Below are 12587 nucleotides of genomic sequence, written 5' to 3'. Positions count from 1 at the left end.
CAAAGATCGATAACAATGAAACAGGAGACTGCAAATGCAAAAAATTGAAACCCTTCGCTTAATTTTAAGAAATTTTACCGAGAGAGATGCGCAAGGTCTGTTGGAATATTCGGCACATCCGAGAGTGAATTGCTTTCTTGATGACAGAATATCTACGTTAGAAGAAGCTGCAGCAAACGTTCAAAAAAGAAGCCGAGATGACTCTTATATTGCAGTTTGTTTAAAAGACAGTAATGATCTAGTCGGAGAACTATTTTATTTAAAAGAAGAGCCAGATACCTATTCCGTTTGTTGGAATTTCAATGCCCGTTTTGAAGGGAAGGGATACGCAAGTGAAAGTGCGAAGGCTTTCTTTGAGTATCTCTTTATGCAAAAAGAAGCAAGAAGGCTTTATGCATATGTTGAAGATGATAACTGCAGGTCACAAAAACTATGTGAAAGATTAGGAATGCGTAAAGAAGGTTATTTTCTTGAATTTATTTCATTTACTGCACACGAGGATGGAACACCTAAATATGAAAACACTTACCAATACGCATTGCTAAAGAAAGAATGGTTAAAACAAAAACATAGTTAATAGAATTTGTGGGGAAATAACCTCCCCTTTGTCGAAAAAACCTTGCTGAAAGCAGGTTTTTTTGTATTAGTTCATTAGGTTACCGACATACCAATGGATTATGGAATTGAAAAAAGTACTTAGATTAGTAACGATCAAAAAGATTAAGCTGAAGGTTGGGGAAAACATGAAATTCATTATAGCAACGTTGTAAAATTGGAGAGAGGATGAATGGGATGGACATTTTGCAGTTTAGCGACAGAAGGAGCGGGAAGTAATTCGAATCAGCAATGTTCAATTCATTTTGATGAATTAAAAGATGCGCTCGAGAATGGAAAAATGGTTGATACTCAAAATGTGAAAAGCTGTTCAGAGTTTAGACCTATTTTACAGTGAGACCGGAAATATTCTCTTAAACTTCTGATGTTGTTCAAAGCTGACACCTCTTGATGCTTATGCATGAGAAAATAATACCATTGAAATATATGTAATATCAATGAATAAGGTTGGAAACGGAGGGGTTCAAAGTTGGGCGATCTTGTGTAAAAGAAAGAATCAGGATGAATGTGACCAGCATCCACCCTGATCAATGGGGTTCACAGTGTTCTATTTCATTGTATTCCAATCGGAATAATATTACAAGGGTGAAAAAGAAATAAGCGGAATGTTTTCGGCTTCTTCTGCCTCTGGAGCGGGAAAAGGAAAGTGAGATGTTTGAATGAAAATAAATGATTATCTGAAGGAAAGGTTTCCGACTTTAAAATTAGTGCCCGGCATTTATCATCAATGGGACGTGGGAATTCATTTTTCTCTCGGCGGCAATATGTATCAATTTAATGAAAGCGGTGCTTTGAATCTTGAGTATTTTCAGCTTGTCCATCATCAAACCGCCGCGCTTTTCAATGAGCTGTTTGAACATAGCGATGACTTATTTCTTGTTGCCAACGTGTATAAGCACAAATCTCAAGGTAATCATGCGAGAAAATTAAAGGTTTATCAGCCGTTTCTGAAGTGTAAGGATGACTTATATCGGATTCAAGTGAAGACCTGTTCATGCCCGGTCGAAGAAGAATATGAAATGCAGCAGTTTTCTTTATTATGTAAACGGAAAGATCTGCGTATCCCCCAATTACTTAAGGCAGCCGTCCACGAAGATTTTCCGCTGAAGCCAAGGTTCGGGGGCTGTTCCGTTGGGTATCCCGATGTTTTCTTTGTGAATATGACAAAAGATATTATTTTCTTTCTGTATGATGACAGAGGGTGTGAAGTCATTGCTCTTGATGCCGGAAGAATACGAAAGCTTTATGATCAATATCACGATTGGATTGAATTGGACTGAAAATGAACACATGAATTCGAATCCGCTTGTGCCGGCTTTGTTCTTGCCTAGTCCGGCTGCATGAGTATAATGGGCAGAATTGAAGGACGCCTGAAACTTTTTTTTCTCTCATACCGACCTTCTGCATGTTAAGCTTCTGTATTTATTTATTTTGAACGAATTCCTATTTGTAAAACGGCTGAATAGAATAACATAAAAGCTTTTTTACACAGTGCAGGAGGAGAGAAATGTGAGGGCTGAACACCGTGATTGTATGGAAATTGGAATTTATTCATTTGCAGAATTATATCCCGATCCTCTGACAGGGAAAACAGTCAGCGCAAAGCAGCGGATAGATGAATTGATGAAGCTGGCGAAACTGGCTGACGACGCAGGGCTTGATGTATTCGGTGTAGGCGAGCATCATCGTCTTGATTATGCGGTATCTTCGCCGCCGGCCATCTTATCAGCGATTTCACAGATCACTGAAAATATTAAGCTGACCAGTGCCACGACTGTATTATCCACCGCAGATCCCGTCCGTTTATTTGAGGATTTTGCAACGCTTGATCTGATTTCAGACGGCCGGGCGGAAATCATTGCGGGACGGGGCGCATTTTTAGACTCGTTTCCTCTTTTCGGTTATGACGTAGGCCATTATAAAGAACTGTTTGAAGAACACATTGACCTTTTTTTAAAATTAAATTCCGGGGAAGAATCGGTTACCTGGAAAGGACGTTACCGGCCGCCGCTGCGCGAGGCAGAAATTTCTCCTCGGCCTTTTCGCGGAAGCATTCCGCTATGGTTAGGTGTTTCGGGGACTCCGGAAAGCGCAGAACGGGCCGGGCGTGCAGGTGCGGGGTTGGCATTAGCTGTACTGAGCGGTGATCCGATGTCATCTAAGCCGCTTGTTGACAAATACCGGGAAGCGGCTTCTAAAGCCGGTCATCCTCCGGAAAATGTGAAGGTTGCCGTAACCGGACATATGTTCATTTCAAAAACGAATGAACAGGCAATACAAGAATTTTACCCGTATCATTCAAATTACTGGTCTCACGTTCATTCATATCACGGGATCGATGAGCCTTTAACGAAGGAAGATTTTGAGCGGGCGTCCGGAAAAGAAACAGCTTTATTTGTGGGAAGCTCACAGCAGATCATTGAAAAAATCATGCATCAATACGAGTTGTTCGGACATCAGCGATTTCTCGCGCAAATCGATATAGGAGGTATGCCGTTTAAAAAAGCCGCGGAAAACATCGAACGATTAGCAGCGGAAGTAGCACCGGTTATCCGAAAGGAAACCGGCAAATCCAGCGAATGAAGTTCTGAGCAAAAGGGGCGGGCCGGTCAACCGCGGATTCGATAACAGAATCGGCCCGGCTTTTTCTTTATGATTATAAAAAACAAAGGGAAAAGCGCCAATCTCATTGCTTTTTCCTATCAAGAAAAGGAAGGTCATTTCATCCTCCATCGTGAAGTGTATACACTGAAGGGTTTTTATTAACAAAAGAGGGAGGATGATGCAGTAATGAAAGGTTTAGTCAAAGCTGCAGTTTTAACTGTTACTCTTGGTATTGGAGGCGCTTTCTATTCAAGTGATGCATCTGCACACGGGTATATAAAAGAGCCCGTCAGCAGAGCGTACATGGGAGCATTAGAGAAACAAACATTGGGCTGGACGGCCGCTGCGCAGAAATATGGCTCCGTCATTGATAATCCTCAGTCTGTAGAAGGGCCGAAAGGATTTCCGGCTGCAGGTCCGCCGGATGGAAGAATCGCGTCTGCAAATGGGGGATCGGGACAAATTGACTTCGGTTTAGACAAGCAGACTGCAGATTATTGGGTGAAACAAAACATCCGCGGCGGTTTTAACACCTTTACTTGGTACTACACGGCCCCTCATGCGACATCAAAGTGGCACTATTATATCACCAAGAAAAACTGGAATCCGAATAAACCTTTGTCAAGAGATGAATTCGAATTAATCGGAACGGTAAACCACGACGGTTCCAAGGCAGATACGAATCTGACTCATAAGATTTTTGTGCCGACTGATCGAAGCGGGTATCATGTCATTTTAGGGGTATGGGACGTTGCGGATACTTCCAATGCCTTCTATAACGTCATCGATGTAAACCTTACACAATAATCTATGAATTACTGATCGGCTGCATGTTGATACATCGGCCGATCTTTTTAATTTTAATGTGTGAATGAAAAGGGGAAAAACAGCAGAGCGCCATAAACATTTCATTTATGGCGCCGTACGATCATGGAGGTGCTGCTGACATGGATGCGGAGGTAAGAGGATTCTTAATAACCGCCGAGGAAAGAAGCCCCAACGATGATTAATAAAATGAATAGCACCACGATTAACGCAAAGGAGCTACCATAACCACCTGAGAATCCCATATAATCTCACCTCCTAAAGAGGATTAATACATATTATGCCGAAATGAAAAGTTTGATAGGGATGCTAGTTTACTTTTTGAAAAAAAGTTTTTTTAGTCTGCATATATTTTCTTCTCACATTTCTTTTAAAGGGGGACCGTAAATGCTTCCTGTAATAGAAACGGACAGACTTATTCTTAGAGAAGTTGAAAAGAAAGATGCAAAGCAAATATTTGCTTGTTTTTCAAATGCAAATGTAACACGCTATTATGGTTTGGAACCTTTTGATTCAATGGAACAGGCTGAAAAAATGATTGGCTGGTTTAAAGATCAATATCATGATAAAAAGGGAATGCGATGGGGAATCGAGAGAAAAGATGCGAAGGGAATAATCATAGGAACTATTGGTTTTAACTCTTGGGTGCCCAAGCATAAGCGGGCGGAGGTCGGTTATGAGATTCATCCGAATTATTGGAGGAATGGCTATGCTTTTGAAGCGTTGGAGAATGTTCTTTCTTTTGGGTTTGAAAAGCTTGGGCTGCATCGTATAGTCGCTGTTGTTTTCATTGAGAATGCAGCGTCTCATCAATTACTGATAAAGGCGGGGTTTCAATCTGAAGGAATTTTGAGAAGATATATGTATCAAAACGGACTGCCCCATGATACACGTGTATATTCTATACTGAATGAGATCGTTAACGAATAAATTGAAAATTCGTCGTTTTGTCAAGTGTTCTGCGGTAAATAAAAAAAGCCGATGAAGGCTTAACATTGATTAGACGCTGTAAAGCATTCTTTTTGCTGCGCTTTCTGCAGACGGAGTTTGATTGTAAGAAACGATTCCGATAATCACTAACAAGATGATGAACACCAATATGCTCCACAACACTATTTTTAAAGACTTTGACATGGTATACCCTCACTTTGAAAGACTTTACCGGGGCTGCGATCGGAGCCCGCACTTCAAGTATAGTCGTTATAACGGTGAAAAATGTGCAGTCCAGTTAAAAAAACTTGCGGGCGCTGCCGCAAGTTTTCTCCGTATTAAGGTCTGTGGAATTCAATATGCTGATTATCACGATCGAACCACCCTCTGAATGCCCAATTGATCCAGCCCCCGTCTCCTTTGTTATCGAAGGACCCGTCTTCGAAGACCCAGATTCCGTAAGTAATACCGTCATAAACGGCTGATCCGTAAAATTGAACGCCGTTAAACCGGTCTTCATATTCTTGATTTAAATTGAACACCATGACGTTGTACTTCTGTCCTGATGCGTAAAATGTTGTTTCCATGACATTTTTTACCCAGCCGGTTCGGTTTTGATCTGACTTAACCGCTTCAGCAATGCGATCTGAGATTCCGAGAACATCTACGTTTACGTTCAGCCCGGCATCAACACCTGCTGCTTTTACGTTTTGGTCTGCTGTTTGGGATAATTTACTTTCTAACGGATTTGCAACGGGTGAAACGTGAGGCGCGTTTGCGTGTATAGACTGACTGGCTGCTGAGGCACTGGCTGTGAAAGGAATTGTTAGAGATAAAGCTAAGCATGATCCGACTATCGTTCTGGCGATTTTCATGGCAATGACCTCCTGAGGAAATTTTTAAAAATTGTTGCAAATTCATGGTATCGCAGAAAAATTGACCAAGCAAAGAGTAGATTTTCTCAAAAGTCATGTCATTCTATTTGTGTTGTTTTCTGTAAATGAAATACTTTTCATTAGGCGAAAAGGGAAGAAAATAATAGAGTCTTTTTATGTATTGTGATAGGATGACCGGATTTTGGGTGAAAATAGCCCGGAGAAACGCCATAATAAGAAAAACACCCGGAGTTTACCGGGTGTAAAAATGTTGATATGTCAAGTTAGCAGCATTTTTTACATTTTTTGCATTTTCTTTTATAAACAACGATGTAATCATAATCAAGATGCTTTTTATCTTGTTTCTTCTTTTTTTGTTTAGGCTGTTTTGGGTGGTGATCATAATGTCCGTTCATATCCATATCCATTCCCATACCCATATCCATACTCATATTCCTCCTTTTTTCATCTGACGGTAGTATTCTATGACAGAAAGCATGGATGGCTTGGACAAATGAAACGGTATGCTGAAAAAGAGGCATCTCATTCGGTATAAAAAACAGGATCATACCCGCCCGATAGAAAAGAGAGGAGATGATCCTGATATTGAGACCCTATTTGATAACCGCAATTGCAATGCCGTACCCTTTTTCAGCACTGTATAAGGCTGTCAGTTTCAATACCTTCCAGCCTTCCGCGGCTTTAGTCCCAATTCCGTTATGAGCCGTGATATAATCTCCCGGGCTGACCGTACTGTCGACCCGTACGTAATGCCGGCCGTTGAGTCCGACAATGTGCCATTCGTCTCTGGCCGCTCGTGCTTCATAGTCAGCTTCAAGAGCCGGACTGCAGTCCGGGTTTTGTTTCGGCACGCGTACCGTTTCTCCTGTTTCCTCGTCAGTCACATTTTCGTAAATGAAACCGCCGAACTCGTTTGTCAAAAAGCGGCTTTGCCATCCGAAGCTTGCGGCTCCTGAGATAAAAGCGGCTGTTTCTGAAATGACGCCGAGCATGTAATCACCGACGTGAGCCGATTCAATTTTTTCGCCTTTCACTGTGACGATTGTCCCGGCGGGAATTGTCTGGCCGGTTACACTTTCAAAGTATTCTCCGTACCCTGACAGGGAAGAGGTGACAGCTCCGGCGAACGTACCGTGGCCGCCCGCTGAATCCAATTTCCATTTGATGGACTGATGCCCTCCGGCAACCGTGTATGGTTCTTCCAATGTAATGCTTTCTGATGACAGAATCGTTCTGGAGACTTTGCTGCCCGTAATATGGGCATTGTTTGAAGCGGCGATAAATGCCCTTGAACCTTCAGAACTTGAACCTCCGGAAGAGCTGATGATCGCATTTCTGTCACCTCTGGCCGTAATATCGCCTGTTCCCGCAATAACGGCGCTTGTCGGGTTGAATGCAAAACCGGAGCTGGTCGCGAGCTGTGCGCCTCCCTTTAAATTGACGGGGATCTGATCATAAGTCTGTCCTTTTATAGATGCGGCCGCGCTGTAACCTTCCGCTTGCACCCCGAGAATGACGGCCTGACTGTTAGGGGACGTAATTCCGACGGAACCGCCGTCTCCGATCATCGTACCGTTTATAATATTTACGTTATATTGGCCTCCGCCGATTGAGATGCCTTTAGGAGATGACTTGTATATATCAAAATTTAAAATTTTAACATAATCGGTTTTATTTGATCCGCCGGATATATTGATGTCAACACCGGCTTGTGTAAAGCCGCGTATTTTAATGCCGTTGATCGTAATATTTTGACTGCGGTATTGAAGAGCTACGACTGGATTCCCGCCATAGTCGTATGAGGGATCACCAATAGCTGTGAATCCGTTTACATTAACGTTTTTATAGGCAGAGATGACCAGCGCCCTCGGGGTCACACCGTCATAGAGAGCATTGAATACCGGTTCAATCGCGGTGCAATCGGTTAAAGTAACATCATAAGCCGTCGTGCTTTCGGGATCTGAGGCCTGATGATGGCCGATATGACGAATATCAAATGAACGTACATCACGATACGAAACATGACCGATAATATGAACATTTTGAGAAGCCGGCCACAGGCTGTGCGCCTTTACCTCAATCCCGCGGATATTACCGCTCGTATAGTTATTTAAAAGCCAAACATGTTTAGAGCCGTCGTCAATTTCAATGCCGTTCGAGTTTGCGCTGCCCTCAGCATGCTCTGTGCCGCGGGGGTTTCCGGAATGGCAGTTGGAAATGAAAATATACTCGCTGTAATGGGTGGTAATGCCGTCGTCTCCGGCGCCGTATGCCACACAGTTATCAATCCATATATATCGGCAGCCGTCTTTCGTCCATTCTGTTTCAGGCAAATGATCGTAAGTCGGAGATGTAATATCAATACCATGGAGACCCGCGTTAACCGTTTCAACATTCTTAATCCAGCCGTATTGCACATTAGCAAACGTTAAACAGCTGGAAAACTGTCCTCCGGGGTTCCTGGCCCCGCATTGACGATCAGGATTCCAGTCTAAAGTCATGTTCTGGACAAAAATATTACGGTTTCCATTTTCGTAATCATCGTTAGTAATGACCCATTCGTATGCGGGAGTGTCCTCATGAAGCTTAAGCACGGTAATCCCTTGTCCCTCACCGGAAATGGTAGTCCATGAGGGGAGTTTTATCCCTTGAACCAAAAATTCTCCTGCGGGAACATTTACTTTGACCCGGCCGTTCCCGATCGCTCTCCGAAAGGCTTCCGTATTGTCCCGGCCGTCAGGGACCGCTCCGTAGTCCTCCACATTCACTTCCCGGGTGATTTTATTCATAAGCATTTCGTATTCGGTATCAAGCCGTTCTTTTAAAAGTGAGGTGACCATTCCTTCCGCCGTCACCCGGGCATCTGCGATCTCAAGATTATCATCCGTTGCGGAATGCTTAATAAAATTCTGCATCCTTGCTTTGAGATGCTCCAATTCAGAGGGCTGTGCAGGGTGAGACTGCAATGGGGCGTTTAAAGACGGATCAGGAAAGTTTTTAAATTGAACCATTCTAAAGACACCTCTTTCTTTTGATATAAGCGCCTGAGGCAGGGGACAGAAAAGAGTCGCGCGCCCTTTAAGCGCTTATTCTTCAAATTCTTTATTCAGAACGAAATTCCTTTTGAAACCAAGGTGAAATTTTAAAAACTCTGTTGAAAGAACGGATATAAAGCTTTGCATTATTGTAATTGAAGCTGTCATGTGAAAATGGAGGAAAAAACTGATAGGAGAGGCCCTCATTTTAGGTTTATTCTCATTGGCTTCGCAGTGCTTCCTCTTCGGCTGCATATACACCAAAATCAACATTCTTATCAGTTAAATGGTATAATGGGGCACGGATTGGTCATCAATACGACTGAAATAGGGAAGCAAAAGGAGCAGCGAAAATGACTTTACAAATCAAAATTAAATATTCAGATGATACGCAAACGAGAATCAGTAAAATTGAACAGGGCGATTGGATTGATCTGCGGGCAGCTGAAGATATAACAATCAAAAAAGGTGAATTCAAACTTATCCCGCTTGGAGTTGCGATGGAACTGCCGGAAGGATATGAGGCCCATCGTTCCGCGTTCAAGTACATATAAGCATTTCGGTATCATTCAGACAAATTCAATGGGAGTCATTGATGAATCATATAAAGGCGACAATGACTTCTGGTTTTTTCCTGCATTCGCGCTTCGGGATACTGACATTTCCAAGGGGGAGCGGATCTGCCAATTCAGAATCATGAAGAAAATGCCTGAAGTGGAGCTGATCGAAGTAGACAAGCTCGGGAACAATGACCGCGGCGGACTGGGATCAACAGGCACGAAATAAAACGAAAAAAGACTGCTTAACAGCAGTCTTTTTTTATGGAAACAGCAGTTACATTCAATTTGTTTCGGGGATTCTTGAATTGAGAAATCATACGTCACGTTCGAATTTGGCTTCGAAATAACCGGCCGCTCCGTAACCGTCTATGCCGGAGCAAATATTTGAGCCGGGCGTCAGCCCAGCTCAGCATATTGATAAAATGATTTCCCTGCAGTCCTCACTCTCCTCCAAAACTGGAGAAGGGTTTCATTTTTATCATTTAAGCCTTCCGTCTCTTTGAACAGAAAGACTTTTTTAGGTTAAAGGATAGAAGTTGTTTTGATGTTTTTATTCTTCAAGATGAACGGAGGTTTTGTCCAACGTATATAATATTGTGACAAAAGTGTAAACAAAAGAAAGGATGATGTTATGGCAAAAAGGGTTAGAAGAATAGACCGTAAAGCAGCTGGCAAAGAGGCAGAGCAGAAGAAACCGTCCAAAGTCACCCTGTTCTGCCGTTCGCTTCAAAGGCTGAAGCATTTGTATTGTAACATAAACATACAAATGCCATCAATAACCAAAAAAGGAATTTTAGTTTTAATTTTACCGTTTTTGCTTCTGCCGTTCTTTCGGGCTGATGCCGCTTCAGATATTTACGGCAGTTTCGAGGAATTAAAGCTGAATGAAGATTCTTCCGATTTTTCCATTTCAACGCGAGAGCATGACCCTTCTGTCCTCATATTAGCTATACACGGCGGAGGCATAGAGCCGGGGACCAGTGAGTTAGCCAGAGAAATTGCTGAAAACCGGAGTTTATATTTATTTGAAGGGTTAAAACCAGCCGGTAATGCGGCTCTGCATTTGACAAGTTCGCATTTCGATGAACCTAAGGCCGTGCAAATGGTGAAAGAGCACTCTCATGTCATTTCATTGCACGGTTACGGCAGTGACGATAAAAAGATAAAAATCGGCGGTACAGACAGAGAACGGGCCGAACTTTTGACCGATGTGCTGAAACGGCACGGGTATCCTGCCGTTCTTCTTGGCATAAATGATCAATATGCGGGCGTCAGTCCGAACAACCTTGCCAATCAATCTTCATCCGGATTGAGTATTCAAATCGAAATGAGCACCGGCTTCAGAAAATCACTATTTGACACTTTTACGCTGAAAAGCAGAGCATCCACACAAAATGGGACCTTTTATCAATTCACAAAAACGGTTTCTGATTTTATCAGTGACAATTATTAATAAGCTCGCCTATTTTGCCGGCGGGGCTTTTTCTTTTGAAATTTATGAAACTTTAAGTTCTTAAGATCGTATACATAATTGACAGGATGAAAGAAAAGAGGTGGGCAAATGAAAGTGATGATCGGGTCTATCATTCTTCTTGTCATCATCGGATTCGGTTTATGGCTGATGCTTAGTCCAATCTTTAAACAAGTGGGAAGCGGAGCCAAAAAATTCAAAAAGTCATGGGAGGAAGAAGATCAGCATGAGCGAAAATAAGCGCGGAAACACAAAAAAAATTATCGGCGGTGTGATTATAGGTGCAGCCCTTTTAATTGCGGGCGTTACAGCGTCACTATTCATTGAAAAAATACCGAACGGTTATGTCGGGGTTGTATACTCACCGAATGGCGGGGTAAAATCCGACACATTGGACCAAGGCTGGCACTTAGTCGGGTTATTTAATAAAGTAACGGAATATCCGGTGCGTATGCAGACAGTGAATAATGAAAATATAAAAGTGGCAACCTCAGACGGTAAAAATATAGAAATGGATATCGCTTACAACTATGTCGTGCAGCCTGATAAAGTAGTCGATCTGTTTAACAAATTCGGAGCGGTAGACGTTGAAACGATTGAAAATACATATTTAAAAACAAGGCTGTGGGATGCGGCGCGAAAATCAATCAGCAAATACTCGGTTATTGACACATACGGGCAAAAATCTGCAGAAGCCGCTGCCGATGTTCAAAAGAGATTTGCTGATGATATGAAGAGTCTTGGATTTTTAATTGATGATCTGACACTTGGCGTACCGAAGCCGGATAAAGCCACACAGGAAGCTATCGATGCAAGGGTGAAGTCTTCACAGGAACTTGAACGGACACAAACTGAAATTAAAATAGCCGAAGCCGAAGCGAAAAAGAAAAAAATTGAAGCGGAAGGGATCGCTGATTATAACGAAATCATAAAGAAATCAATGTCCGATGAGATGATCAAATATAAATGGATTGAAAAATGGGACGGAAAAACACCGAAAGCGACAGGCACAGACTCACTGCTGCAGCTGCCGCTGGACGATCAGAAGCAAAAATAAAAAGAGAAGGAGGCGATTGCCTCCTTTTTATGTTTTTTCCTGAGGGTCTTTTTCCGGCACTAATTCTTCAGACGCCTCGGTTTGATAGCTCCATAGCGTGCTATCCGTCTCTGTTGTGTCCTGATAATCTTCGGGAAGTACATATTGCTGCAAATACCGGTGAAAAAATGCCTCAAAAACAGAAATGCAAAGTGCAGAGATAACCGATGCCGCGGCAGGCGAGACATTAAATCCGCCAATGTTCATAAGGAATATCCATAATATAATGAATGAAATCCCGAAATCAGCTGCAACGGCTGTGAAATTGCTTGTTCTCGGCAGAATCATGCAATCACCCGCAAAATAAGTGATTAAACTTAAGATCACTGTAATAAACAGAACGTTTAAAAAGGTTACTTGGTACATAAGATCCAGAACAATGTACAGTAAAGCAAGTGTGAGCGCCGTTTTAGAAGCGAAAGCAATTACGTGTTTCATTTGAACCACCTTCGTTATTTCGTTTAGTCTTCATTGTAAGCAATCCGCAAATTTTTAAACTGGTATATAGTGGTTATAAAGTATACGTTTTAATAAAATGTGAATAGACATCACAGG

At 42.4% G+C, this 12587-nt stretch carries 15 protein-coding genes and 1 pseudogene; 10 read left to right on the top strand and 6 right to left on the bottom strand.

The features are described from left to right. Positions 1 to 34: 34 nt before the first annotated feature. The 5 genes from BZ167_RS00520 to BZ167_RS00505 all read left to right on the top strand — a co-directional run bounded on the left by BZ167_RS00520 (position 35) and on the right by BZ167_RS00505 (position 4026). The gene (locus tag BZ167_RS00520; protein ID WP_077391902.1) at positions 35 to 577 is read left to right on the top strand and encodes a GNAT family N-acetyltransferase; all 543 of its coding nucleotides are present in this window, start codon (positions 35 to 37) and stop codon (positions 575 to 577) included. A gap of 210 nt (positions 578 to 787) precedes the next feature. Then, complete coding sequence (locus BZ167_RS20025) at positions 788 to 952, top strand: hypothetical protein (RefSeq protein WP_156886060.1); 165 nt, start codon at positions 788 to 790, stop codon at positions 950 to 952. A gap of 322 nt (positions 953 to 1274) precedes the next feature. Continuing rightward, a complete protein-coding gene (locus BZ167_RS00515; protein ID WP_064107776.1) occupies positions 1275 to 1895 on the top strand; it encodes a DUF3885 domain-containing protein in 621 nt (206 codons plus the stop codon). A gap of 229 nt (positions 1896 to 2124) precedes the next feature. Beyond that, positions 2125 to 3198, top strand: coding sequence for an LLM class flavin-dependent oxidoreductase (locus BZ167_RS00510; protein ID WP_012117638.1), 1074 nt, complete (start codon positions 2125 to 2127; stop codon positions 3196 to 3198). A gap of 207 nt (positions 3199 to 3405) precedes the next feature. Then, positions 3406 to 4026 (top strand): lytic polysaccharide monooxygenase auxiliary activity family 9 protein, encoded by a 621-nt coding sequence (locus tag BZ167_RS00505; protein ID WP_003154023.1) that lies wholly within the window; start codon positions 3406 to 3408, stop codon positions 4024 to 4026. Between the two features lie 164 nt (positions 4027 to 4190). Here BZ167_RS00505 and BZ167_RS00500 read toward each other — a convergent pair whose 3' ends face one another. Next, on the bottom strand, positions 4191 to 4289 hold the full coding sequence (locus BZ167_RS00500; protein WP_003154022.1) for a YjcZ family sporulation protein: 99 nt from the start codon (positions 4287 to 4289) through the stop codon (positions 4191 to 4193). Between the two features lie 142 nt (positions 4290 to 4431). Between BZ167_RS00500 and BZ167_RS00495 the strand changes: the two genes are divergently transcribed. Next, positions 4432 to 4974, top strand: coding sequence for a GNAT family N-acetyltransferase (locus BZ167_RS00495; RefSeq protein WP_061860579.1), 543 nt, complete (start codon positions 4432 to 4434; stop codon positions 4972 to 4974). Between the two features lie 69 nt (positions 4975 to 5043). On the opposite strand, the gene BZ167_RS20575 is transcribed toward BZ167_RS00495, so the two are convergent. From BZ167_RS20575 to BZ167_RS00485, 4 genes are all read right to left on the bottom strand, one after another. After that, complete coding sequence (locus BZ167_RS20575; protein ID WP_023356917.1) at positions 5044 to 5178, bottom strand: hypothetical protein; 135 nt, start codon at positions 5176 to 5178, stop codon at positions 5044 to 5046. A 134-nt stretch (positions 5179 to 5312) separates the two neighbouring features. After that, positions 5313 to 5849, bottom strand: coding sequence for a hypothetical protein (locus BZ167_RS00490; protein ID WP_015417542.1), 537 nt, complete (start codon positions 5847 to 5849; stop codon positions 5313 to 5315). A 284-nt stretch (positions 5850 to 6133) separates the two neighbouring features. Further along, the gene (locus tag BZ167_RS20275) at positions 6134 to 6295 is read right to left on the bottom strand and encodes a hypothetical protein (protein WP_162492831.1); all 162 of its coding nucleotides are present in this window, start codon (positions 6293 to 6295) and stop codon (positions 6134 to 6136) included. 168 nt (positions 6296 to 6463) lie between these two features. Beyond that, complete coding sequence (locus tag BZ167_RS00485) at positions 6464 to 8881, bottom strand: peptidase G2 autoproteolytic cleavage domain-containing protein (protein WP_061860580.1); 2418 nt, start codon at positions 8879 to 8881, stop codon at positions 6464 to 6466. A 377-nt stretch (positions 8882 to 9258) separates the two neighbouring features. On the opposite strand from BZ167_RS00485, the pseudogene BZ167_RS00475 reads away from it, so the two are divergent. The 4 genes and pseudogenes from BZ167_RS00475 (at position 9259) to BZ167_RS00465 (ending at position 11993) form a co-directional block, all read left to right on the top strand. Continuing rightward, a pseudogene (locus BZ167_RS00475) lies at positions 9259 to 9691 on the top strand (dUTP diphosphatase). Between the two features lie 405 nt (positions 9692 to 10096). Then, complete coding sequence (locus tag BZ167_RS00470) at positions 10097 to 10918, top strand: poly-gamma-glutamate hydrolase family protein (RefSeq protein ID WP_061860582.1); 822 nt, start codon at positions 10097 to 10099, stop codon at positions 10916 to 10918. A 108-nt stretch (positions 10919 to 11026) separates the two neighbouring features. After that, positions 11027 to 11176 carry a DUF8570 family protein gene (locus BZ167_RS20270; RefSeq protein WP_007410334.1) on the top strand — a complete coding sequence of 50 codons (150 nt, stop codon included), beginning with the start codon at positions 11027 to 11029 and terminating at the stop codon, positions 11174 to 11176. Beyond that, positions 11163 to 11993, top strand: coding sequence for a prohibitin family protein (locus BZ167_RS00465; RefSeq protein WP_007410333.1), 831 nt, complete (start codon positions 11163 to 11165; stop codon positions 11991 to 11993). Before BZ167_RS20270 ends, BZ167_RS00465 begins: the two co-directional genes overlap by 14 nt. Positions 11994 to 12020: 27 nt before the next feature. On the opposite strand, the gene BZ167_RS00460 is transcribed toward BZ167_RS00465, so the two are convergent. Continuing rightward, entirely contained in the window at positions 12021 to 12470 is a 450-nt protein-coding gene (locus tag BZ167_RS00460; RefSeq protein WP_003154009.1) for a YndM family protein, read from the bottom strand. Between the last annotated feature and the right edge of the window lie 117 nt (positions 12471 to 12587).

The sequence above is a fragment of the Bacillus sp. 275 genome (assembly GCF_001999205.1).
GTDB lineage: Bacteria > Bacillota > Bacilli > Bacillales > Bacillaceae > Bacillus > Bacillus velezensis.
The sequence above is the reverse complement of the archived record's forward strand: the minus strand, read 5'-3'. Positions and strand labels throughout refer to the sequence as shown.

Coding starts and splice junctions, on each gene's coding strand:
- BZ167_RS00520 (WP_077391902.1), top strand. CDS start 35: ATGCAAAAAATTGAAACCCTTCGCTTAATTTTAAGAAATTTTACCGAG.
- BZ167_RS20025 (WP_156886060.1), top strand. CDS start 788: ATGGGATGGACATTTTGCAGTTTAGCGACAGAAGGAGCGGGAAGTAAT.
- BZ167_RS00515 (WP_064107776.1), top strand. CDS start 1,275: ATGAAAATAAATGATTATCTGAAGGAAAGGTTTCCGACTTTAAAATTA.
- BZ167_RS00505 (WP_003154023.1), top strand. CDS start 3,406: ATGAAAGGTTTAGTCAAAGCTGCAGTTTTAACTGTTACTCTTGGTATT.
- BZ167_RS00500 (WP_003154022.1), bottom strand. CDS start 4,289: ATGGGATTCTCAGGTGGTTATGGTAGCTCCTTTGCGTTAATCGTGGTG.
- BZ167_RS00495 (WP_061860579.1), top strand. CDS start 4,432: ATGCTTCCTGTAATAGAAACGGACAGACTTATTCTTAGAGAAGTTGAA.
- BZ167_RS20575 (WP_023356917.1), bottom strand. CDS start 5,178: ATGTCAAAGTCTTTAAAAATAGTGTTGTGGAGCATATTGGTGTTCATC.
- BZ167_RS00490 (WP_015417542.1), bottom strand. CDS start 5,849: ATGAAAATCGCCAGAACGATAGTCGGATCATGCTTAGCTTTATCTCTA.
- BZ167_RS20275 (WP_162492831.1), bottom strand. CDS start 6,295: ATGGATATGGGTATGGGAATGGATATGGATATGAACGGACATTATGAT.
- BZ167_RS00485 (WP_061860580.1), bottom strand. CDS start 8,881: ATGGTTCAATTTAAAAACTTTCCTGATCCGTCTTTAAACGCCCCATTG.
- BZ167_RS00470 (WP_061860582.1), top strand. CDS start 10,097: ATGGCAAAAAGGGTTAGAAGAATAGACCGTAAAGCAGCTGGCAAAGAG.
- BZ167_RS20270 (WP_007410334.1), top strand. CDS start 11,027: ATGAAAGTGATGATCGGGTCTATCATTCTTCTTGTCATCATCGGATTC.
- BZ167_RS00465 (WP_007410333.1), top strand. CDS start 11,163: ATGAGCGAAAATAAGCGCGGAAACACAAAAAAAATTATCGGCGGTGTG.
- BZ167_RS00460 (WP_003154009.1), bottom strand. CDS start 12,470: ATGAAACACGTAATTGCTTTCGCTTCTAAAACGGCGCTCACACTTGCT.